Origin of the sequence: Micromonospora sp. NPDC047730 (assembly GCF_043204765.1) — a bacterium.
Classification (GTDB): Bacteria; Actinomycetota; Actinomycetes; order Mycobacteriales; family Micromonosporaceae; genus Micromonospora.
In genome coordinates this window covers 20,630-41,967 of the sequence record NZ_JBIDCU010000009.1, presented here as the reverse complement: position 1 = coordinate 41,967, position 21,338 = coordinate 20,630, and the positions used below count along the sequence as shown (strand labels likewise).

20 protein-coding genes and 1 pseudogene are annotated in these 21,338 nt (G+C 73.9%); 12 read left to right on the top strand and 9 right to left on the bottom strand.

Annotated elements, in window-relative coordinates; translation table 11 throughout:
* Positions 1 to 848: 848 nt before the first annotated feature.
* Positions 849 to 1,445, top strand: a complete 597-nt coding sequence (locus ACGF5G_RS21210) for a hypothetical protein (protein ID WP_393265142.1) — start codon at positions 849 to 851, stop codon at positions 1,443 to 1,445.
* 73 nt (positions 1,446 to 1,518) lie between these two features.
* Here the strand turns inward: ACGF5G_RS21210 and ACGF5G_RS21205 are convergent, their stop codons facing one another.
* Positions 1,519 to 2,301, bottom strand: coding sequence for a PP2C family protein-serine/threonine phosphatase (locus ACGF5G_RS21205; RefSeq protein ID WP_393265139.1), 783 nt, complete (start codon positions 2,299 to 2,301; stop codon positions 1,519 to 1,521).
* Positions 2,302 to 2,442: 141 nt separating this feature from the next.
* Between ACGF5G_RS21205 and ACGF5G_RS21200 the strand changes: the two genes are divergently transcribed.
* The 7 genes from ACGF5G_RS21200 (at position 2,443) to ACGF5G_RS21170 (ending at position 8,647) form a co-directional block, all read left to right on the top strand.
* Positions 2,443 to 2,679: an HTH domain-containing protein gene (locus ACGF5G_RS21200; RefSeq protein WP_089001290.1), complete on the top strand. Its 237-nt coding sequence runs from the start codon at positions 2,443 to 2,445 to the stop codon at positions 2,677 to 2,679.
* Positions 2,679 to 3,257 carry a Clp protease N-terminal domain-containing protein gene (locus tag ACGF5G_RS21195; RefSeq protein WP_393265136.1) on the top strand — a complete coding sequence of 193 codons (579 nt, stop codon included), beginning with the start codon at positions 2,679 to 2,681 and terminating at the stop codon, positions 3,255 to 3,257. The genes ACGF5G_RS21200 and ACGF5G_RS21195 overlap by 1 nt, the downstream gene beginning before the upstream one ends.
* A 109-nt stretch (positions 3,258 to 3,366) precedes the next feature.
* Positions 3,367 to 4,368 carry a diacylglycerol/lipid kinase family protein gene (locus ACGF5G_RS21190; protein ID WP_393265134.1) on the top strand — a complete coding sequence of 334 codons (1,002 nt, stop codon included), beginning with the start codon at positions 3,367 to 3,369 and terminating at the stop codon, positions 4,366 to 4,368.
* Positions 4,361 to 5,362 carry a YihY/virulence factor BrkB family protein gene (locus ACGF5G_RS21185; protein WP_393265131.1) on the top strand — a complete coding sequence of 334 codons (1,002 nt, stop codon included), beginning with the start codon at positions 4,361 to 4,363 and terminating at the stop codon, positions 5,360 to 5,362. The genes ACGF5G_RS21190 and ACGF5G_RS21185 overlap by 8 nt, the downstream gene beginning before the upstream one ends.
* Positions 5,363 to 5,439: 77 nt before the next feature.
* Positions 5,440 to 6,930, top strand: a complete 1,491-nt coding sequence (locus tag ACGF5G_RS21180; protein WP_393265129.1) for a phosphatase PAP2 family protein — start codon at positions 5,440 to 5,442, stop codon at positions 6,928 to 6,930.
* A gap of 8 nt (positions 6,931 to 6,938) precedes the next feature.
* Entirely contained in the window at positions 6,939 to 7,742 is an 804-nt protein-coding gene (locus ACGF5G_RS21175) for an endonuclease/exonuclease/phosphatase family protein (protein WP_393265126.1), read from the top strand.
* Positions 7,743 to 7,837: 95 nt separating this feature from the next.
* Positions 7,838 to 8,647, top strand: coding sequence for a hypothetical protein (locus tag ACGF5G_RS21170; protein WP_393265125.1), 810 nt, complete (start codon positions 7,838 to 7,840; stop codon positions 8,645 to 8,647).
* Between the two features lie 146 nt (positions 8,648 to 8,793).
* On the opposite strand, the gene ACGF5G_RS21165 is transcribed toward ACGF5G_RS21170, so the two are convergent.
* From ACGF5G_RS21165 to ACGF5G_RS21150, 4 genes are all read right to left on the bottom strand, one after another.
* Positions 8,794 to 9,651: an alpha/beta fold hydrolase gene (locus ACGF5G_RS21165; protein ID WP_393265122.1), complete on the bottom strand. Its 858-nt coding sequence runs from the start codon at positions 9,649 to 9,651 to the stop codon at positions 8,794 to 8,796.
* Positions 9,648 to 10,610, bottom strand: a complete 963-nt coding sequence (locus tag ACGF5G_RS21160) for a TIGR03557 family F420-dependent LLM class oxidoreductase (RefSeq protein WP_393265119.1) — start codon at positions 10,608 to 10,610, stop codon at positions 9,648 to 9,650. The genes ACGF5G_RS21165 and ACGF5G_RS21160 overlap by 4 nt, the downstream gene beginning before the upstream one ends.
* Positions 10,611 to 10,695: 85 nt before the next feature.
* Positions 10,696 to 11,892: an RNA polymerase sigma factor gene (locus ACGF5G_RS21155; protein WP_393265116.1), complete on the bottom strand. Its 1,197-nt coding sequence runs from the start codon at positions 11,890 to 11,892 to the stop codon at positions 10,696 to 10,698.
* Between the two features lie 66 nt (positions 11,893 to 11,958).
* Positions 11,959 to 12,351: a YciI family protein gene (locus ACGF5G_RS21150; RefSeq protein ID WP_357704416.1), complete on the bottom strand. Its 393-nt coding sequence runs from the start codon at positions 12,349 to 12,351 to the stop codon at positions 11,959 to 11,961.
* Positions 12,352 to 12,603: 252 nt separating this feature from the next.
* Between ACGF5G_RS21150 and ACGF5G_RS21145 the strand changes: the two genes are divergently transcribed.
* Entirely contained in the window at positions 12,604 to 13,557 is a 954-nt protein-coding gene (locus ACGF5G_RS21145) for a sporulation protein (protein WP_393265114.1), read from the top strand.
* 70 nt (positions 13,558 to 13,627) lie between these two features.
* Here the strand turns inward: ACGF5G_RS21145 and ACGF5G_RS21140 are convergent, their stop codons facing one another.
* Positions 13,628 to 14,017, bottom strand: coding sequence for a hypothetical protein (locus tag ACGF5G_RS21140; RefSeq protein ID WP_393265112.1), 390 nt, complete (start codon positions 14,015 to 14,017; stop codon positions 13,628 to 13,630).
* Positions 14,018 to 14,290: 273 nt separating this feature from the next.
* Here ACGF5G_RS21140 and ACGF5G_RS21135 point away from each other — a divergent pair, with 273 nt between their 5' ends.
* Entirely contained in the window at positions 14,291 to 14,698 is a 408-nt protein-coding gene (locus ACGF5G_RS21135) for a hypothetical protein (RefSeq protein WP_357704394.1), read from the top strand.
* A gap of 514 nt (positions 14,699 to 15,212) precedes the next feature.
* On the opposite strand, the gene ACGF5G_RS21130 is transcribed toward ACGF5G_RS21135, so the two are convergent.
* Entirely contained in the window at positions 15,213 to 16,160 is a 948-nt protein-coding gene (locus ACGF5G_RS21130) for a DUF6528 family protein (protein ID WP_393265110.1), read from the bottom strand.
* Positions 16,161 to 16,412: 252 nt separating this feature from the next.
* Here ACGF5G_RS21130 and ACGF5G_RS21125 point away from each other — a divergent pair.
* A pseudogene (locus ACGF5G_RS21125) lies at positions 16,413 to 16,679 on the top strand (hypothetical protein); the annotation flags it as partial.
* A gap of 299 nt (positions 16,680 to 16,978) precedes the next feature.
* Here ACGF5G_RS21125 and ACGF5G_RS21120 read toward each other — a convergent pair.
* Positions 16,979 to 19,198: a HelD family protein gene (locus ACGF5G_RS21120; RefSeq protein WP_393265592.1), complete on the bottom strand. Its 2,220-nt coding sequence runs from the start codon at positions 19,196 to 19,198 to the stop codon at positions 16,979 to 16,981.
* Between the two features lie 262 nt (positions 19,199 to 19,460).
* On the bottom strand, positions 19,461 to 20,576 hold the full coding sequence (locus ACGF5G_RS21115; protein WP_393265107.1) for an outer membrane lipoprotein carrier protein LolA: 1,116 nt from the start codon (positions 20,574 to 20,576) through the stop codon (positions 19,461 to 19,463).
* A 95-nt stretch (positions 20,577 to 20,671) separates the two neighbouring features.
* Between ACGF5G_RS21115 and ACGF5G_RS21110 the strand changes: the two genes are divergently transcribed.
* Positions 20,672 to 21,328 carry a response regulator transcription factor gene (locus ACGF5G_RS21110; RefSeq protein WP_350685874.1) on the top strand — a complete coding sequence of 219 codons (657 nt, stop codon included), beginning with the start codon at positions 20,672 to 20,674 and terminating at the stop codon, positions 21,326 to 21,328.
* The last annotated feature ends 10 nt before the right edge of the window (positions 21,329 to 21,338 follow it).

The following is a 21,338-nucleotide window of genomic DNA, read 5'->3' as shown; positions in this document are numbered from 1 at the left end:
TGTGGCCCGCCGTGCCCGGCTCCGGGCGGTCAGGCTTGATCCCTGCGCCGGGCACGGCGGGCCACACCCCGTCGGTGGTCGCGCGCCGTCCGTGCCTGGCTGTCCGTCATCCGGCAATGGCCGTCGGGGAGGCCCGTCGGGACGCCCGTCGGGAGGCGACGGGCGATGCGTTGGCGAGGTGTCGACCGCGAGGTCACGGCCCGTCGGCCCGCTCTTGACCGGGCCGGTGGGTGGGTGCGGTGGGCGCTGTCGAGCTGCCCCGTCTGTGGGACCGTTCGCCCCGAAAGGCGGGTGGTCGGGGGCGTGCTGTCGAGCTGCCCCGTCTGTGGGACCACCCCCGTCACACCAGGCTCGATTGCCTGCCGGGGCACGTTGTGCCCCATCTGTAAGGGCAGCTCGACAGGGACCGGGGGCGGCATCCTGCCGGGGCACGTTGTGCCCCATCTGTGAGGGCAGCTCGACAGGGGCCGGGTGGCAGTGTCCCGTGGGTCCGGTTCGGGGTGTGACCGGGGGCATCCTCCGGGCGGAATCGTGGCCGGGCCGGGGTCGTTACACCCTGCGCACGACCGAGCAAGACCACCCCGCCGCCCCGGGCGGGCTGGCGTGCAGGCCCCCGGCCCCGGGCCCCGGAATGTTGGTGGGCCGCCGGTCGTTACACATGGTCCCGGCCGATGAAGGGGCGACCCCCGCCCCGCGACACGGGCCGCTCCCGGTCTCCAGATGGCCGGTCTGATTCTTCCCGGCGTGTGACGCCGGATCCCCCGATTTTCTGCGAGCGCCGGACGGTGCTTGCACCCTCGCTGACCCCCCCTTCGGCGTGTGGTGCCAACCCCCGAATGGAGCGTCTGATGAACACGATCCTGCGTAAGAGCGTTCTTGGTGTTGCTGGTCTGGCTTTTGCCGGTGGTGTGTTCGCTGGTCCGGCTGCTGCTCATGCCGCCCCGGTCGTCGAGTCGGGTAAGCCTGTGGCGGTGGCGGTGCAGGCTGAGAAGCCGGGTGTGGACCGGGCGAAGCTGGTTCCGCATGGTGTGCAGGGTGCGCAGTCGCGCATCGACCTGTCGGACGAGCAGGTGGGTAACGTGAAGGCGATCATTGCGGCGACGAAGAAGGCCGGGATGGACGAGCGGGCCGCGGTGGTGTCGATCGCGACGGCGTTGCAGGAGTCGAAGCTGGAGAACCTGGGTCATCTGGGTGACCGCAACGACCACGACTCGCTGGGTCTGTTCCAGCAGCGCCCGTCGAGCGGTTGGGGCACGGTCGAGCAGATCACCGACCCGGAGTACTCGACGACGGCGTTCCTGAAGGGTCTGAAGCAGGTCGACGGGTGGCAGGACATGCCACTGACCGAGGCCGCGCAGACCGTGCAGGTGTCGGCGTACCCCGACCACTACGCCCAGTGGGAGCAGCAGGCCGCCGACCTGGTTGCCGAGCACTGGAACAGCTGACGACAGGTGCATGACGCCGCTGGCCGGTACCCCCGTGCGGGGTACCGGCCAGCGGCGTCCTCGCCTCCGACCGTCAGTGGGGCGTGGCGGCGTGGACCCGGACGATCACGGCGGTGGCGTTGTCGTCGCCGCCGGCCTCCAGGGTGGCGCCCAGCAGGTCCCGGACCGCCTCCTCCGGTCGTGGCGCCGCCAGCAGCTCCCGGGTCAGGTGGTAGTCGACCTGGTCGCTGACCCCGTCGGTGCAGAGCAGCCACACGTCGCCGGGGCGCAGCGACACGGCGAGCAGGTCCGCCTCCGGCTCGCCCGGGTGCCCGGCGTAGCGGGTCAGCTGGTAGCGGGCGCGGGCGGCGGCGGGGGAGTCGGCCGGGTACCAGCCGTGCAGCACGCCCAGCCAGGCCGCCGTGTGGTCGACGGTCATCAGCTCGAGCAGGCCGTCGCGCAGCCGGTACGCGCGGGAGTCGCCGAGCTGGAGGAGCCAGCCCTGGCCGCCGTCGGGCTCGACGAGCAGGGCGGTCAGCGTACAGCCGGTCAGCTCCGCCAGGCCCGCGCCGGCGGCGCGTACGGCCGACTGGACGCCGGCCACGGCGGCGCGCAACTGCCGGGGGCCGACATCGGGCCAGGCGGCCCGGACCTGTGCGACCAGGGTGCCCATCGCCGTGGTGCCGGCCCGGCGGCTGCCCTCGCCGGCGCCCATCCCGTCGGCCACCGCCGCGAACGGCAGGGCCGGGTCGACGTGCAGCACGTCGAAGTTGGCCGGATAGCGGTTGCCGACGACGGTGCCGCCGACGGCTTCTACCGTGATCTCGCCGAGCGGATGGTGGCGCGGCTCGGCGGGCGCGGGAACCTCATCGGACACGGGGACCTCGGCATCGGGCACGGGAGCCTTGGCGGGCCGGCGGGTGAAGGCTGGACACCGGCGGACGGTAGCACCGGGCGAGCCGAACTCGGGTGTCAACATGGGTTGACAGGGGGATGGATGTCAACGTAAGTTGACGGCATGAGTCAGGCAACGGAACTCGCCGCGGCAGCCGGCAGCACCGACCCCCGGGTCGGGCTGCGCGCCGTCCGCGCGCTGCGCCGGCTGCTCGAACGGCTCGAGGTGGTCCAGGTGGACAACGCCCGTCGACAGGGCTGGTCCTGGCAGGAGATCGCCGACGAGCTCGAGGTCAGCCGGCAGGCGGTCCACAAGAAGCACGCCGGGCGACCGGCGGTCGGATCCTCCTGGGAGGCGTGATGTTCGAACGGTTCACCGACCGGGCCCGCACCGTCGTGCGAGTCGCCCGGGACGAGGCCCGGGCCGAGGGTCAACGGCCGGTCGGCACCGAGCACCTGCTGCTCGCCCTCCTCGCCGACGGGGACAGCCTCGCCGCGCGGGTGCTCGCCGAGGCCGGCGTCCGCGCCGACGACCTGCGGGCCCGCGTCCGCCGGCACACCGAGCGGGGCGGCACCGGCCTCGCCGACGCCGACGCCGCCGCCCTGCGGGAGATCGGCATCGACCTGGCCGCGATCGTGGCCCGGATCGAGGATTCGTTCGGCCCGGGCGCGCTGCGCGAGGCGGTGCCGGCGCCGCGCCGCCGCTGGGGCCGCCGACGGTACGCGGGCGGGCCTTTCTCCTCCCCCGCCAAGAAGGTGTTGGAGCTGTCGCTGCGGGAGGCGCTGCGGCTGCGCCACCGCCACATCGGCACCGAGCACATCCTGCTCGGGGTGCTCCGCGAGGGGCGGGGGCTGGGTGCGCTGGTGCTCACCGAGGCCGGGGCCGACCTGGACGACCTGCGCCGGCGGGTGGAGACCGCGCTGCGGGCGGCGGCCTGAGCCCCCGGAGCCGGCGACCCGGGGCGGGATCGTAAACCTGTTCTCGCTGCGCGTAACGTCACCGCGTCGCCGGCTCGCTGCCGCACCGGATCTGCTGCACACTGGCGCCGTGGATCCTCGACAGGACAGGCGCGCGGCCCACCACGGCGGCCTGCGCTCCGCCGTGGTGGTCAACCCCGTGAAGGTGGCCGACCTCGACGAGCTGTACCGGACGGTCCACGACGCCCTCGCCGCCGCCGGCTGGCCCGAGCCGCTCTGGTTCGAGACCACGGTCGAGGATCCGGGCCGTGGCCAGACCGAAAAGGCGGTCGCGGCCGGCGTGGACGTGGTCTTCGCCTGCGGCGGCGACGGCACCGTGATGTCCTGCGTCAGCGGCCTGGTCGGCACCGACGTCGCGCTCGCCGTGCTCCCGCAGGGCACCGGCAACCTGCTCGCGGCCAACCTGGGCCTCTCCGGGGACCTGGCCGCCGGGCTGGAGGTCGCCATCGAGCGCGGTCGCCGGCTGCTCGACGTCGGCGCGGTCGAGGACCACTACTTCACCGTGATGGCCGGCATGGGCTTCGACGCCCAGATGCTCGCCGCCACCTCGGAGACCACCAAGAAGCGGATCGGCTGGCCGGCGTACGTGGTGGGGGCCGCCAAGCACCTGCGCGACCGACCGATGAAGGTGTCCATCCGCATCGACGACCAACAGCCGATCCGCCGGCGGGCCCGCTCCGTGCTGATCGCCAACGTCGGGCGCCTCCAGGGCGGGGTGCGCCTGCTCACCGACGCCGAGCCCGACGACGGCTACCTCGACGTCGCCGTGCTCACCCCGCGTACGCTGCGGCACTGGCTGGCGCTCGGCTGGGCCGTCGTACGCCGGCAGGACCGCGTGCCCCGGATGGAGGTCTTCCGGGGCCGGCGCGTGGAGATCACCAGCAACCGGGCCCAGCCCCGGGAGCTCGACGGCGACCTCATCGAGCCGGGCCGCACCCTGAAGGCCGAGATCCGGCGGCGGGCGCTCTGGCTCTGCGTGCCGCAGCCCGAGCAGGCCCCCGACCTGGCCGAGGACGCGCAGGCGGCCGGAGAACGGGGCGAGCAGCTCATCGACGAGGCGCACCGTGAGTAGCACCAGGATCGTGCCGGAGACCCGGCTGATGCCCGACGAGGAGCTCAACGCCGACGACGCCTGGCACACGCTGCGCCGGCAGGGCGGCTGGCACCTGCTGCGGGACGCCTTCATCCGGTTCCGCTACGGCGACGGCTTCAGCCACTCCCGCGCGTTCGCGCTGCAACTGTGCCTCGCCGTGGTGCCGTTCATGATCGCGCTGACCGGCCTGATCAGCGAACTCGGCGTGGAGGAGGGCGGCCAGGTCGTCGCCGACACGGTGCTCGCACTCACCCCCGGGGCGAGCGAGCCGGTGGTGGCCGAGCTGCTCGGCGAGGGCGACCGCACCGAACGCGCCGGCGAGCTGGCGCTCAGCCTCGGCCTGATCACCGGTCTGGTCGCCCTGACCAGCACGATGGCGCAGATCGAGCGCGGGGCCAACCGGATCTACGGCGTGGAACGGGACCGCCCGGCGCTGTGGAAGTACGTCCGCGCCGCCGTCCTCGCCCTCACCGCCGGCGTACCGGCGCTGACCGGGTTCCTGATCCTCGTCGGCGGCGGCCCGATGGGTGACTCGGTGCAGCGGCACTACGCCTGGGGCGAACTCGCGAACGGCGTCTGGGACGTGGTGCGCTGGCCGCTCAGTCTCGGGCTGACCGTGCTGGCCGTCGCGGTGCTCTTCCGGCACGCGCCTCGCCGCAACCAGCCCGGCCTGTCCTGGCTCTTCTTCGGCGCCGGGATCGCCACCGCGCTGTGGTGGGTGGCCAGCCTGCTGCTCGCCGCGTACGTGCGGTTCAGCGACGGGTTCGGTCAGACCTACGGCGCGCTGACCGGCATGATGGCGCTGCTGCTGTGGGCGAACCTGACCGGCATGGCGCTCTTCGGCGGGCTCTCCTTCGCCGCCCAGCTGGAGGCGCTGCGGATCGGGGTGCGCGAGCCCGCCCAGCCGGACCTCTGGGAGCCCGAGGCCGAACGCGACCAGCTCCACGACACCGGCGACATGACCTCCCTGTAGTCCGTTCCGGACACCCCCGGTGTACGCGCAGCGCCGATCGGGTATTGCGGCACGCCAGGAGCGAGAGGGAGGCTGCCGTGGCCGCGGTCAAAGAGGCGTTGCGTCGACCCCTGGGTCACTTCACCGAGCGGACGCTCGCCGGCCTGGCGGTCGTGCTCGGCGCCGGGGTCGGCTTCGGGGTGCTCCTCGTCCTGGTCCGGACCCGGTGGACCCCGCTGTACGACGTCGACCACGGCGTGGCCGCCTGGCTCAACGACCTGGTCGCCCCGCACGGGCCGCTGGTGACCGTGCTCAACGCGCTCACCGACCTCGGCGGTCGGGCGGTCATCGTCTGGCTGGTGTCGGTCGCCGTGGTCGGCCTGCTGATCCGCCGGCAGGGCCGGCTCGCGGTGTTCCTGATCGTCACCGGTCTCGGCGCGCTGATCCTCGACCCGGCGCTCAAGACGCTGGTCGACCGGCTGCGCCCCGAGGTGGAGGTGCCGATCGGCAGCTACGCCGGGGACAGCTTCCCCAGCGGGCACGCGCTCGGCTCGATGGTCGCGTACGGGGCGCTGCTGCTGGTCTTCCTGCCGGCCATGTCGCGCCGCTGGCGCAGGCCCGCGATCGTCCTGGTCGCCGCCGTCGTGTTCCTGATCGGGCTGACCCGGATCGCGCTGGGCGTGCACTTCGTCTCCGACGTGCTCGGGGCCTGGCTGCTCGGCGCCGCCTGGCTCGGCGTCACCGCGTACGCCTTCCGGCTGTGGCGGTTGGAGCGGGGCCGGCCGGTCCCGGCGCTGACCGAGGGGCTGGAGCCGGAGGCCGCGCACGAGGTGGCCCCCGCCCCCGACGAGGCGCACCTGCTGCCGCACCCCCGGGCGGCCGTGTTCGAGCTGGTCGTCGGGTGGGTGCTGGTCCTCGGCGCGCTCTACGGCTTCGGCATGTTCGTCAGCTACCACGCCGGCGGCACCCTCTTCGCCACTCTCGACACCGACGTGCCGAGGTGGTTCGCGGAGCACCGTACCCCCGACCGGGACGACCTGAGCTGGTGGTGGAGCAAGGCCGGCGACACGCACGCCATCCTGCTCATCTCGCTGGTCTTCTGCCCGCTCGTGCTGGCCGTGTGGCGGCGCTGGCGGCCGGTGCTGTTCGTCGCCCTGACCATGTTCGGCGAGCTGAGCCTCTTCCTCGCCTCCGCCGCCGCGGTCGACCGGCCGCGCCCGCCGGTGGGCAACCTCGACGGCCCGATGCCGACCTCGTCGTTCCCGTCCGGCCACATCGCCGCCACGCTCTGCGTCTGGGTCGCCGTCGCGATCATCGTCGTCCCGCGTACGGACCGGTGGTGGCGGTGGATCTTCGTGGCGCTGGCGGTGGTGATGCCGGCCGCCGTGGCGATCTCTCGGATGTACCGGGGGATGCACCACCCCACCGACGTCATGGGCGCGATCATCCTCACCATCGGATGGATCGGGCTGCTCTACTGGGTCGTCCGCCCCAACGAGGACCTGCGCGAGGGCAACCGGCCCAGCCTCGAGTCCGAGGACGTGCACACCCTCGACGACGAGCTGGCCAAGGCCGCCCGGGTGGACTGACGGTACCGATGCTGCGGGTGATGAGCTGGAACATCCGGACCGGCGGCCGGGATCGGGGCGGCGCCGACCGGCGGGACCGGTTGGCGCGGGTCGTCGCCGAGCAGCGGCCGGACGTGCTGGCCCTGCAGGAACTGCGGGACTTCGACTCGGGCGACGTGCTCGGCGACTTCGCGGGCCGGTTGGGGATGCGGCCCCACCTCGCCCGTTCCTGCTTCGGCCAGCCGGTGGCGGTGCTGCTCCGGCCGCCGCTGCGCGCCCTCGCCGCCGCCCAGGTGCGCCGGCCGTTCCACCACGCCGCGCAGCGGGTCACCGTGGCGACCGACGCCGGCCCGCTGACCGTGCTGAGCGTCCACCTCGACCCGTACTCGGGCCTGCGGCGGCGGGTCGAGGCGGGCTGGGCCGCCGCCGCGCTGCGCCGCGCGCCGGGGGAGCTGGGGCTGCTGGCCGGGGACCTGAACACCCTCGACCCCGTCGCCGACCACACCGACCGGATCGCCCGGCTCCCCGCCGCGTACCGCCGCCGTCACCTGCGTCGGGACGGGCGGACGGTGGACACCCGGGCGGTGGCCCGACTGCTCGCCGCCGGCCTGGTCGACCTGTACGCGGCGGCCGGCACGCCCGACGCCGGGCTGACCGCGCCGACCCGGCACGGCGGCGGCGCGGAGTTCTCCGGCATGCGGCTGGACTACCTGTTCGGCACCCCGACGCTGGCCGCCCGGGTGCGGGACTGTCGGGTGGTCCGGGGCGGCGACACCGAGTACGCCTCCGACCACTACCCGCTCGTCGCGGACCTGGCCCTCGACCCGGCCTGACCGACCCGGTCGGTCACCCGGCCGACCCGTCGGCCATCCGGCCGCCTCGACGTGCCCGCCGCCGGGTGCTTGCCGGGGCTGGTTACCGTGTGCCGGTGATCGACTCGCCGGGCCCGGCTCCGCGCGCCACCGGACCATCCGCCACTTCTGGAGCCGCGCCGCTGGTCGTGGCCGTCGCCCGGGGGATCGCGCTGGTCGTGGTCGTGCCTGTGCGGCTGGTCTGGGAGCTGGTCGCCGCCGTCTGCGGGTGGCTGCACCGCTGGCTGCTCGCGCCGGTCGGCCGGTTCCTGGACCGCTGGCTGCTGCGCCCGGTCGGCTGGCTGCTGCGTCACCTGCTGTGGCTGCCGCTGGTGTGGCTCGCCCGGGGCATCGCCTGGCTGGTCCGGACGCTGGTGTGGGTGCCGCTGGTGTGGCTGGCCCGTGGGCTGGCCTGGCTGGTCCGGGCGGTGGTGTGGGTGCCGCTGGTGTGGCTCGCCCGCGGGCTGGCCTGGCTGGCCCGGACGGTGGTGTGGGTGCCGCTGGCCTGGCTGGCGTACCACCTGGTCTGGCTGCCGCTGCGCTGGCTTGCCCGGCTCCTCGCCCCGCTCGGGCGCCTGCTGGCGGCCGGGCTCGCCGCGCTGGGCCGGTGGCTGCTGGCCGTCGGCCGGGTGCTGCTCGACGCGGCGGCGTGGGCATGGCGGACGGCCGGCCGGCTGCTGTGGTGGTGCTACGCGCTCACCCTGCGGCCGTTCGTGCTCGCGGCGGGCTGGCTGTGGCGGCACGCCGTGCGTCCGGTGGGCCGGGCGGTCGCCGCCGCGTGGCGGGCGACGGTGTTGCCGGTCGCCCGTTGGCTGCGCGGCAGCGTCGTCGACCCGGTCCGCCAGGCGACCCGCGAGGTGCTGGCCGCCCTCGGCCTGCGCCGCTGACCAGGGGGCGGGCGAACGCGGGTCACAGGACCAGGTTGAGCAGGACGGTCAGGACGATCGAGGCGACGATCGAGAAGAGGATCATCAGGAGGCAGCCGAGGCCGCCGCCGGCGGGGCGGATCTCCGTGTTGCCGATGCGCATGTGATCACCTGTTCGTCAGGGACGGGGCGAGCAGGGCACGGATCGCGTCGGCGACCTGGGCCGGCGCGGTGGTCGCGACGTTGTGCGCGGCGCCCGGCACGGTGAGCGTGCGGGCGTGCGGCACCAGCCGGCCCACCTGCGACCGCCAGGACGCCGGCACCACCGGGTCCCGGGAGCCGGCGACCACCAGGGTCGGTGCGGTGATCCCGACCAGGTCCGCCTCGACGCCGTTGCGTACCGAGTGCGCCAGCGTCGCGTGGACGCGCCAGGGACGGGCGTCCACGACGTCCCGGAGCAGGATCGGCGCCTGTAACGGCGCCTCCCGCAGGGTGTCCACCAGCCACCGCCCGAACTGTCCCCGCCGGGACCGGGCGGCCGGGTCGCTGGTCGGCCCGGCGAGCACCACGGCCCGGACCGCGTCGGGCTGGCGGGCGGCCAACGCCGCGACGACCTCCGCGCCGAACGAGTGCCCGACCAGGCAGACCGGCGGCATCCGGTACGCGGCCAGCCAGGCGGCCAGGTGGTTGGCGTGCCGGGCCACGTCGTACGTCGTGGCGGGGCGCTCGGTGAGCCCGAAGCCGGGCAGGTCCGGCGCGTACACGGGGTGGGTGTCGGCCAGCGCCAGGGCGAGTGGGGTCAGGTAGCGGTGGGACACCGCCAGCCCGTGCACCAGCACGACGGGTGTGGCGCCGGTGCCCGGGCCGGCCGTGCGGCGGGTGTGCGTACGGATCCCGTCGACCAGCCGCCACTCGCTGGTCAGGCCGGCGGCCGGGCGCGGCGCGGCCAGCGCGAGGCGCAGCTCGGCCGGTCCGAACCGGCCGGGCGGGGTCACCCGGGGCCGCCGGGTCGGCGAGATCCTCACAGCTCGCGCAGCCTCGGCAGCAACTGCTCCTGCGCCCAGTCGAGGAACATGGGCTGCGTCTCGCCGCCCACCTGCACGATCGCCACGTGGGTGAAGCCCGCGTCGACGAACTTCTTGAACGCCTCGACGTGCCGGTCCACGTCGGGCCCGCAGGAGATCCCCGCGGCCACGTCCTCCTCGCGGACGAACTGGGTGGCGGCGGCGAACGACTCCGGCCCGGGCAGGTCCGCGTTGACCTTCCAGCCCATTCCGAACCAGCGGAACTGGTCGTGCACGATCTTGCGGCACTCCGCCTCGTCCGGGCCGTAGCAGATGGCCACCTGCCCGTAGCGGGGCCGCCCGGCGCCGCCGGCGTCCTCGTACATCTCGATGATGTGCGGGTCGGGCTCGGTGGCGACGATGCCGTTGCCGTATTCGGCGGCGAGGATGGCCGACTGCCGGCCCGAGGCGGCGATCGCCATCGGCACCGGGCGGTCCGGCCGGTCCCACACGTAGGCGTCGGGCACGTCGTAGTGGTTGCCGGAGAAGGTCAGCGTCTCCCCGTTGAGCAGGGGCCGGATGATCTGGAGCGCCTCCTCGAACATCTCGTGCCGCTGCTGCACGTGCGGCCAGCCGCCGACCACGTGCTCGTTGAGGTTCTCGCCGGCGCCGAGGCCGAGGGTGAACCGGCCGTCCGAGAGCACCCCGACGGTGCTGGCCTTCTGCGCCACGACCGCCGGGTGGTAACGGCGGATAGGGCAGGTCACGAAGGACATCAGCTCCGCCCGGCTGGTGGCGTGCGCGACCGCGCCGAGCACGGACCAGGCGTACGGGGAGTGGCCCTGCGAATCCAGCCACGGGTAGTAGTGGTCGGAGATGACGAGCTGGTCGAAGCCGGCCGCCTCCGCCCGCACCGCGTAGTCGACCAGGTGCTTGGGGCCGGCCTGCTCGCACAACAGGGTGTAGCCGACGGTGACCATGGCGTTCTCCTTCCGAGCCGTCTCCCCACCCGGCTCGGCGGCCGGACCCGGGCGGATCGTCAACGGATACCCCCGGCGGCGCCGGTCAACCCTCCGGTCCGGCGGCGAGGCGGGCGGCGCGCATGGTCAGGTAGCGCTGCTCGGGCAGGCTCGTGGTCAGGGCGGCCGCAGCCCGGTACGCGGCCACCGCGCCCTCCCGGTCGCCGGCCATCTCGCGCAGGTGCCCGCGGGCGGCGGGCAGCCGATGGTGCCCGGCGAGCCGGGGGTCGGCGTCCAGCGCGTCGAGGGCCGCCAGGCCCGCCGCCGGGCCGTGCACCATGGCGGTCGCCACCGCGCGGTTGAGGGCGACGACCGGGTTGCCGGAGAAGCGTTCCAGCACCTCGTAGAGGGCGAGGATCTGCGGCCAGTCGGTCTCCCCGGTGCTGGGTGCCTCGTCGTGCAGCGCGGCGATGGCCGCCTGGATCTGGTACGGCCCGACCGGCCCGCGGGGCAGCGCCCGGGTCACCAGCGCGACCCCCTCGGCGATCGCCGCCGCGTCCCACCGGCTGCGGTCCTGGTCGGCCAGGGAGACCAACTCGCCGGACGGGCCGGTCCGCGCGGCGGCGCGGGCGTCGGTGAGCAGCATCAGCGCGAGCAGGCCGGCCACCTCGCTGTCGTCGGGCAGGAGCGCGTGCAGCGCCCGGGTCAGCCGGATCGCCTCCTCGGACAGGTCCACCCGGCGCAGGTCGGCGCCCAGGCTGGCGGTGTGCCCCTCGGTGAAGATCAGGTAGAGCACGTGCCGCACCGCGGCCAGCCGGGCCTCCCGGTCGGCCGGCTCGGGCATTCGGAACGGGATGCCGGAGCCGCGGATGCGCTGCTTGGCGCGGCTGATCCGCTGCGCCATGGTGGCCTCGGGCACGAGGAAGGCGCGGGCGATCTCGGCCGTGCTGAGCCCGCCGACCGCGCGCAGGGTCAGCGCGATCGCCGAGGCCGGCGAGAGCGCCGGATGGCAGCAGAGGAAGAGCAGGGTCAGGGTGTCGTCCCGGTCGGCGGTCAGCTCCTCGTCCGGTGGCGGCGCGGCGCGCCGGTCGTCCGGCTCGCGGCGGGCGACGAGGTCCTCGCGCCGCCGCCGGGCCGTCTCGCCGCGGACCAGTTCGACCATCCGGCGGTACGCGACCTGGATCAGCCAGCCGCGGGGGTTGTCCGGCGTCCCCTCGACCGGCCACTGGGTCGCCGCCGCCAGCAGCGCCTCCTGCACGGCGTCCTCGGCGGTGGCGAAGTCGCCGAAGCGGCGGCTGAGCACGCCGAGGACCTGCGGCGCCAGCTCGCGCAGCAGGTCCTCGGCGGATGGTTCGGCGGCGTCCAGTCGTCACATCTCCAGTGGCGGGGCCGACATGACCGGGCGCACCTCGATCGGCATGTTCAGCGGCCGGCCGCCGGGGCCGGGCGCGGTGGAGATGTGCGCGGCGAGCGCGACGGCCCGCTCGGGGCTGTCGCAGTCCACGATCCAGAAGCCGGCGAGAAACTCCTTGGTCTCGGCGAACGGCCCCTCGGTGACCACGGGCGCGCCGTCGGAGCCCGCCCGGACGATCTTCGCCTGGTCGGGCGCGGCGAGCCCCTGGCCGTCGACCAGTTCGCCGTCGGCGACCAGCTTGGCGTTGACCTCGGCCATGAACCCGATGTGCGCCCGGATCTCCTCCGGCGCCCAGGTGTCGATCGAGGGGAAGTCCGTGCCGGCGGCGCTGAACTGCATGAGCAACATGTACTTCACGTCTGGCTCCTCACGACTGCGCACCATCATCGGTGCTCTCACCCACAGGTAGAAGCCGGCACTCCGGTCCTCGACATCCCGGCCGAAGAAATTCCGAGAAATTTCGCCGCCGCCCGCTCCTGCGAATGAAGAGGTGCGGCGGAGTGTGCCCTCACAGGCACTTCACAGGGGTGGTGGATAGGGTCTTGACCAGTCAACGACCCGCTCCAGGGTGGAGTGCGGCGTGATCCTGCGGGAGTTCCGATGGTCTTCAAGAAGATGCTGAGCGCGTTCGGTGTGGGTGGGCCGAGCGTCGACACCGTCCTGACCAACCCGAACACCCGACCCGGCCTGACCCTGGAGGGCCAGGTGAACCTGGTCGGCGGCGACGCCCCGGCCAACGTCGAGCAGGTCGTCGTCAGCCTGGTCACCCGGGTCGAGATCGAGGGCGGCGACACCGAGTACGCCGGCATCATGGAGTTCCACCGGCTGCCGGTCAGCGGCGCGTTCCAGCTCGCCCCGAAGCAGCAGCTCTCCCTGCCGTTCCAGCTCCCGGTGCCGTGGGAGACCCCGATCACCGACGTGTACGGCCAGCGGCTGCGCGGCATGACGATGGGGCTGCGTACCGAGCTGGCGATCGCCCGGGCGGTCGACAAGGGCGACCTGGACCAGGTCAACGTGCACCCGCTGCCGGTGCACGAGCGGATCCTGGAGGCGTTCCAGCAGCTCGGGTTCCGCTTCAAGCACGCCGACCTGGAACGCGGCCACATCCGGGGCACGCAGCAGACGCTGCCGTTCTACCAGGAGATCGAGTTCTTCGCCTCGCCCCAGTACGCGTCGACCATCAACGAGGTCGAGCTGACCTTCGTCACCAGCCCGCAGGGCGTCGAGGTGATCCTGGAGTGCGACAAGCGCGGCGGGTTCCTCACCGCCGGGCACGACGCCTTCGGCCACTACCGGGTGTCGTACGCGGACGCCGACCGGACGGACTGGGTCCAGGTCGTCGACGGCTGGCTGCGGGAGACCACCTCGCGCTACGGCAGCCTGCGCGCGCAGGGCTTCGGCGGGCACGGTCACGGACACGGCCGGGGCCCCGGCATGGGCGGCGTGGCCGCCGGCGCCGCGCTCGGTCTCGTCGGCGGCATGGTCGCCGGAGAAATGATCGAGGACGCGATCGAGGGTGACTTCGCCGAGGACTTCGGCGGCTTCGAGGAGTAGGACCAACACGACGGTGGCCTCCGGGACGGAAGTCCCGGAGGCCACCGCGTGCTGTGGCGCGCGTACCCGGTCAGTGCCGGGCCCTGCGCTCCTCACCGCTGCGCCAGTTGCTGCCGGCCTTGGCCAGACCACGGCTACCCAGGTAGCCGAGTGTCAGCAGCGTGATCATGAACCACGCGTTGGGGGCCCGGAAGATGTCCACCCCGGCCGAGTTCTTCCCGACCAGCTGTGATGCGGCCAGCACGCCGATCACGGCCGCGATATAGACCCAGAACTCGGTGGTCCGCAGCGACGGCTTGGTCTCCGTGCCGGGTGCCTGCATGCCTTCCCGACGTCCGTCGGGCACCATGGGCATCGGGCGGGTGGGCGTCTCCTGCATGGCCCGGTCCTGCATCGCCCGGTTGGGCGCTTCCTGCACCGGCCGGTTCATCGGCCTGGTGGATGCAGCCTGCGTGCTCATCTTGTCCTCCTCAGGATGCGATGAGTCGTACCTGCATTCCCTCCCCCCGCTACCGCGTTTCGGCCACGGCACGGTTCGCGTTCATGGCGAGGGCACCCGCCGTCTACCCGACCCGTCGGGGGCAGTAACACCGGCCGGAGGCCGGGAAAATCTGGTCCGCCGGGGTCGCGCGGGCGCGCCACGGACGGGGTACGCCGCCGGCCCGGCGGCGCGGGTTTGCCGGGGCGGTCGCCGGGCACGCACCCGGACCGACACTTCTGTGAGGTGATGGACGTGCGTGAGGACGACATGCGACAGGACGCCGCCCGGCGGGCCGAGGACCGGATCGCCGGCGGCGTGTACGGCGAGGGCGTCCTGGACGAGGTGACCGTACCCCCCACCGACGTGCAGCGGGTCATCCAGGACGAGGACCCGGACGACCCGGCCCACGTCCCGGTCGACCCGGACGTGCTGCGCGACGGGGGCCCCACCCGGGGGCAGGGCGCGATCACCACGACCGGCGGCACCGCCGGCCCGGCCAGCGCCCGGCGGCTGGCCCGGCAGCCCGAGCGGCACCGCGGCAAGGTGGCCCCGACGACCACGGGCGACGCCACCACCGGCGGCATGAGCACCCCCGCCGGTGGCTCCACCAGCGACCAGTCCAGCACCGCCAGCCAGGTCGGCAACTTCACCAACGAATGACCACCGGTCGCGGCCCCACCCGCCCAACGGCGTAGGCGGGACCACTGACGGTCGGAGGCGAGGACGCCGCTGGCCGGCACCCCCGTGCGGGGTACCGGCCAGCGGCGTCATGGCCTGCCGGTAGCTTCCGGACCAAAAACAACTCCAGCGCTGTTCAAGCAGGGGATGACGATCACAACTCCAGGCGTTCACGCAGGGCCTCTGACTAGGGTTGGAGTTGTTCTTGGTCCGGAAGCTACGGCGAGGCCCAGGCCGCCGAGGCCCGCGCCGAGCGTCTGCAAGCCCAGCCCGACCAGGCCCGCACCGACCGGCCGGGCGGCAAGCGGTGAGCGCCGACCCCGACGTGCAGCCCCGGTAGCGGACCTACCCGTGGGCCACCGGCGCGTCCGGTGCCCCGGCGGGAGTGGCCCGACCCGGACCACGTGGGGGCGCCCCCACCACTCTCCTGCCCGAAGGGCCTGCCGGCAGGCCTAGGAGACCCGGCGGGCACCCGCCACCGGCTCCCGGGGCGTGGCTACCGGTAGCTCCAGACCACTGGCCGGGCCTTGTAGATCGCCGCCCCGGAGAGGTAGCGGTTGCCGACGTAGGAACCGTTCAGCCGGTACAGCCAGACGTTGCCGTTGCCGTAGGTGCCGTCGCCGTTCGCACCGCCGACCTTGGTGGTGAAGACCAGCCCGCCGGAGTGGTTACCGACACTCTTGATCTTGCTTGTGTCGATGTAGCCGGGTGCCCGCTGGAATCGGTTGCGGTTGATGTCGTACCGGTAAACGTGGCTGGTGTTGCTCATCCACAGGTTGGCGGAGGTGCCGTAGACCGGTGACAGGTCGTGCACGTTTCCGGTGACCGTCCGGCAGGCGGCGTTGGTGAGTTTAGGAGCGATGGCCGTGCCGCTCACCTTGTAGCTGCACAGCCGGGTGCCGCCGGCGGCCCAGAGGCGCTTGATGGCGCTGTCCCAGTAGACGGCGTGCGCCTTGGCGAACGCCTTCGTGGCGGCCGGGCTGGTCCGGCCCTTGCCGTAGAGGGTGAGCTTGCCGGGATCGGAGGAGGCGACCACGACAGCGCCGTTGGGCAGCAGTTCGATGGCGTGCGGGTTGCCGCCTGGCGTGACCTGGTACCGCACCTTGCGGGTGGCGTAGTCGACGATCCCGGCCCGGCCGCCGGACGCGGCCACCAGGACCACGTACCGCGAGCCCTGCTTGCGGAACTTGACGTCGGAGAGGTTCTTCCAGCCGCTGCCGGCGGGTCGCTTCCACGACCACTGGGCCGAACCAGCCGTCCACCGGCTGGCGCCGGCGCTGAAGATCCTGACCCCGTACCGCTGGTCGACCACCGCGACCCGGTCGCTGGCCGCCTGTGCGCCGGTCGGCGCGACCAGCACTCCCACCATGCCCACCGTCGCCGCGCCGAGGGCTGCGCCGATCGCGCGCCACCGCCGTCGCGCCCTGTCTGCCGATCGCATCATCGCCATGAACCTTCCCGTGTTACGAGCCCCGTCGGGGGGGCGTTGACGGGTGCGGCCCACGGAATGTCGGCCTGCACCACGACTGATGGTGTTCGAGCGTATGCGGTTGGTAACCGGCTGCCAATGATGGCGTTGGATGGGCGACAGCGTGTCACGGTCGACCACGTTCAGGGTGTCGCGCGGCGTACCGGACAGCACCCGGGCTGCGCTACGCTGCCCGCACGGCTGTTGCGCCAGCCGATCCAGGAGCCCTGCGAGTACCTGCTGTCGTCGCGGGTGATGCGTCCGGGCGTGATCCTGCTGCTGCGGCGGGTGGCCGCGGCCCGGGCTCGGGCTCGGACGGAGACCTGGTCGCGGGTACGGCATCTGCTCACGGACCGGCGGCACGCCGAGCTGGACCTGCTGCTGGTCCCGGACGCTTATCTCGGCCGGACCCCGCTGGCCTGGCTGGGCGTGGCGCCGACGTCGTCGAGCCCGGCCGCGGTGAAGGCGGAGCTGGAGAAGCTGGCCTATCTGCGCTCGACAGGGGCCGGGCGGCGACACCCTGTGGGGTCCGGGCGGTCCCACAAACGGGGCAGCTCGACAGGGCCCACGTCACCCGACCCGCCCGGACCTGCCGACTGCGGGTCGACGGGTCGCCACCCCGCAGCCGACCCCACACCAACCCCACCGACCCCACGCCGACGCCTCACCGGCGCTTCGCGGACGCCTCACGACAGCCGTACCGCACAACCGGCATCCAGGCACGGACGGCGCGCGACCACCGACGGGGTGTGGGCCACACCCCCCACACCCCCACCACGACACGCCCGCAAGGATCAGGCCGGGCGGAGGACGCCGAGGCGTTGGGTGGCGCGGGTGAGGGCGACGTAGAGGTCGCTGTGGCCCCGCGGTGACTCGGCCACGATGCGGTCGGGGTCGACCAGCAGGACCGAGTCGAATTCGAGGCCCTTGGCCTGGGCGACGGTGAGCACCACCACCCGGCTCTCCAGCTCCGGGTGCTCGCCCACGGCCGCCTCGGGCAGGGCGGCGGTGACCGCGGCGCCCAGCTCGTCGACCCGGCCGGCCGGCACGATCACCCCGAGCCGGCCGTCGTCGAGGCCGGCCGCCTCCCGGGTCGTCGCGTCGACCACTTCCGCCGCCAGCCGCTCCGGCGCCACCGTGCGGTCCCACGGCGGCACCCCGCCGGAGCGTACGGAGCGGGGCGGGCGCAGCGCCGGGTCGATCTCGGCGAGCACGTCGGCGGCGACGGCCATGATCTCGGCCGGGGTGCGGTAGCTGACGGTCAGCTCCTCCAGCCGCCAGCGCTGCGCCACGTACGGCTCCAGCGCGTCGGCCCAGGATGGCGTGCCGGCCAGCGCCCCGGTCTGCGCCACGTCGCCGACGATGGTCATCGAGCGGCTCGGGCAGCGGCGCATCAGCAGCCGCCACGCCATCGGCGACAGCTCCTGCGCCTCGTCGACGATCACGTGCCCGAACGCCCAGCTCCGGTCGGCCGCGGCCCGCTGGGCGGTGGTCAGCCGTTCCGCCTCCTCCTGCCGCTCCAGCAGGCGGTCGGCGTCGATCAGGTCGGTCACGCCGAGGATCTCGCCGCCGTCGGCCTCGTCCTCCACGTCGATCGACCGGGAGCCGCGGGCGATCTCCAGCACGCCCTCGGCGTACTCCCGTTGCATGGCCCGGATCCGCTCGCGGCGCGCGGCGGCGGCCCGCTCGTCCTCGCCGAGCAGCTCCGCCGCCTCGTCCAGCAGCGGCACGTCGGCCGGCGTCCAGCCGCCCGGCTCGCGGTGCAGCAGGGCGTGCTCGGCGTCGGTGAGCATGGGCGCCGCGGCGGCGATCCGCTCGGTGTCGGCGTACAGGTCGGCGAGCAGGCGCTGCGGGGTGAGCACCGGCCAGAGCCGGTCCAGGGCGGCCCGCACCTCGGGCTCCTCGCGCAGCTCGCGGCGGATCTCGGCGACGTCGGCCTCCTCCAGCAGGTTCTCCCCGCCCAGCGGGTCCGCGCCGATCCGCTCGGCGACCTGGGCCGCGAGCGCGTGGACGATCTCGACGTCGAAGAGGGCCCGGGCCAGGTTGTGCGGGCGGCCGGAGCGGCGGGCCCGGTCCCGGGCGGCGCGAACGGTCTCCGGGTCGAGCCGAAGCACCTCCTGCTGCGGCAGCTCGATCTCCAGCGGCTCGTCGGGCACCCACTGCCGGTCCCGCACGGCGGCGGCCAGCACGTCGGCCATCACCGCCCGGCCCTTCAGTGCGGCGGTCTCGGAGGGCTCGGTGCGCCGGGCGCTGACGCCGGGGAACAGGTCGCCCTGCGTCCGCAGCAGCACGCCCGTCTCGGCCAGCGCCGGCAGCACCTGCGAGATGTAGCGCAGGAACGTGGCGTTCGGGCCGACCAGCAGCACGCCCCGGGTGGAGAGCTGCTGCCGGTGGGTGTAGAGCAGGTACGCCGCGCGGTGCAGCGCCACCGCCGTCTTGCCGGTGCCCGGGCCGCCCTGCACCACGAGGACGCCCGGCAGGTCGGCGCGGATGATCCGGTCCTGCTCGGCCTGGATGGTCTCCACGATGTCGCGCATCCGGCCGGTCCGGCCGGCGGTGAGCGCGGCGAGCAACGACGCCTCGCCGGTCAGCTCCTCGTGTGCGGTGGGGGAGGCGGTGGCGAGGTCCAGCACCTCGTCGTTGAGCGCGGTCACCTTGCGCTCCCGGGTGCGCAGGTGCCGGCGGCGGCGCACCCCCTGCGGGTTGGCTGCGGTGGCGAGGTAGAAGGCGCGGGCCGCCGGGGCGCGCCAGTCCATCAGCAGCGGGTCGTAGTCGCCGCTGGTGTCGAAGATGCCGATCCGGCCGATGTAGTGGGGGCCGCCCTCGTCGGTGTCGAGGCGGCCGAAGCAGAGGCCGTTCTCCACCGCGGCGAACTGCTCGATCTGATCGGCGTACATCCGCACCGCGCTGTCGCGCTGGGAACGGGCCTGCTGGGTGCCGCCGGTCGCCCGCAGCTCCTCGGTCAGCCGGCGGGACGCCTGCTCACGCAACCCGTCCAGCCGCCGGTAGAGCATCGAGACGTATTCCTGTTCGCGGCCGATCTCGTCGTCGGACTGCAATTCAGCGGAATCGGCGGAATGCCTTGACAAGCCGTCTCCCAATTGGTTAGTATCTCTCTCGGAACGGCTTTCGAGGGCCGTTCCTTTTTGTTGCGCCAACTGGGAAAGATACCGCGTCCCGGCCGCCCGGACCAAGCGCGCCGGGCCACGTCATGCGGCGCCCCACGGACGAGTCGGGGGCCCGCCGCGTGGCGGACCCCCGATCGCTCGACTCCGCTCAGCCCTTCGCCACCTCGTAGAGCCGCTCCGGGGTCACCGCCCCGGCGATCACTCGGCCGTCGTCGGTGAGCAGCACGCTGAACAGCTTCCCGGTGAGCAGCCGCCCGCTGCCCCAGTCGCCGCTGACCGCGGGCAGCGCGCCGAGCAGCGCCGCCGCCTCGCCGGCCGGCTCGCGGCCGGCGCCGGCCGCAGGGGCCTTGCCGGGGCCGCCGGGCGCGCCGGCGCCGTCGAGCCGCGCGACCACCACAGTGCCCCAGCCCTCGCCGACCGTACGCACGTCCGGCCGCTCGCCGTCGCCCGCCCGATCCTTGCGCGTGCCGGCCGGGCGTTCCCCGACCGTCTCCTCGGTCACCTTCACCCCGGGCGGCGGGTTGAAGGCGAACTGGTCGGCGTCCGGCCGGGCGTACGACACCTCGGTGAAGGCCATCTCGAAGGCCGGCTGGTCGCTGCCGTCGGCGAAGACCTCGAAACGCAGCGGCACGTGCTCGCGCGCGTCGATGGCGATGCGCACCTGGTGCACCAGCGAGGCGGCGTCGCGCGGCGCGAGCACCAGCTCGTACGCGTCCCGCCCGGCGACCGTGGCGGACCGGCCGACGCTCACCTCGGTGCTCGGGTCGATCGCGGCGAGGGCCCGGTCGGCCGCGTCCTGCGGCGTGGCCGGCAACTCCGGGGCGGCGGCCTCGCCCTCGCCCACTGGCAGGGTGCGGTGGGTGGCGGCGTTGGCCCGGCTGTCCCAGGTCCACACGTCCCGGCCGTTGCGGATGACGTCCCGCTCGCCGAGGGTGTCCAGCAGGGCGATCCGCTGCCGGTCCGGGCCGGAGTGCCAGACGCGCAGCGTGTGCGTGCCGGTCAGCAGACCGGTCAGGTTGTCGCCGCCGACCAGCCCGGCCAGCGGCGGCAGGCCCAGGTCGGCGCGCTGCACGACCGTGCCGGAGAGCCCCTCCAACCGGGAGGTCTGCAGGTCGACCAGGAGTTGGGCGGCGGTGCGCGGCGGCAGGCTCGGCTCGGCCTGGGCGGCGAACGTGCCGAGTGCGGCGCCGCCGCCGATGACGGTCACGACGGCGGTCGCCGGGACCAGCCACCGCAGGACGGGACGGCTCTTCAGGACGGACATGTGACACCTCCTGATGACATCCTGCCCGTTCGACGCTGTGAGGGTGCTGAGGACGACGGTACGGCCACCCGCGCGGGGGTGGCACCCTTGACTGCGTGCGGGTGCTGGTGGTGGAGGACGAGTCCCGGCTGGCGTCCGCCCTGCAACGGGGGCTGCAGGCCGAGGGGTTCGCGGTGGACGTGGCGGCGACCGGCCCGGCGGGGCTCGACGCGGCGCGGCACGGCGGCTACGACGCGATGATCCTCGACGTGATGCTGCCCGGCCTCTCCGGCTACGAGGTGGTCCGCCGCCTGCGCGCCGAGGAGCACTGGCTGCCGGTCCTCATGCTCTCGGCCAAGGACGGCGAGTACGACCAGGCCGACGGGCTGGACTGCGGTGCCGACGACTACCTCACCAAACCCTTCTCGTACGTGGTGCTGCTGGCCCGGCTGCGGGCCCTGCTGCGCCGCGGCGCGCCCGAACGCCCCACGGTGCTCGCGGTCGGCGACCTGCGGCTCGACCCGGCCCGGCGGCGGGTGACCCGGGCCGACGCCGAGGTCGCGCTGACCGCCCGCGAGTTCGCGCTGCTGGACTACCTGATGCGCCGCCCCGGCGAGGTGGTCTCCAAGACCGAGCTGCTGGACCACGTCTGGGACGCCAGCGACGAGACCGCGCCCAACGCCGTCGAGGTCTACGTCGGCTACCTGCGGCGCAAGATCGGCCGTGAACGGCTGGAGACGGTCCGGGGCGCCGGCTACCGGCTCGCCACATGACGGGCGAAGG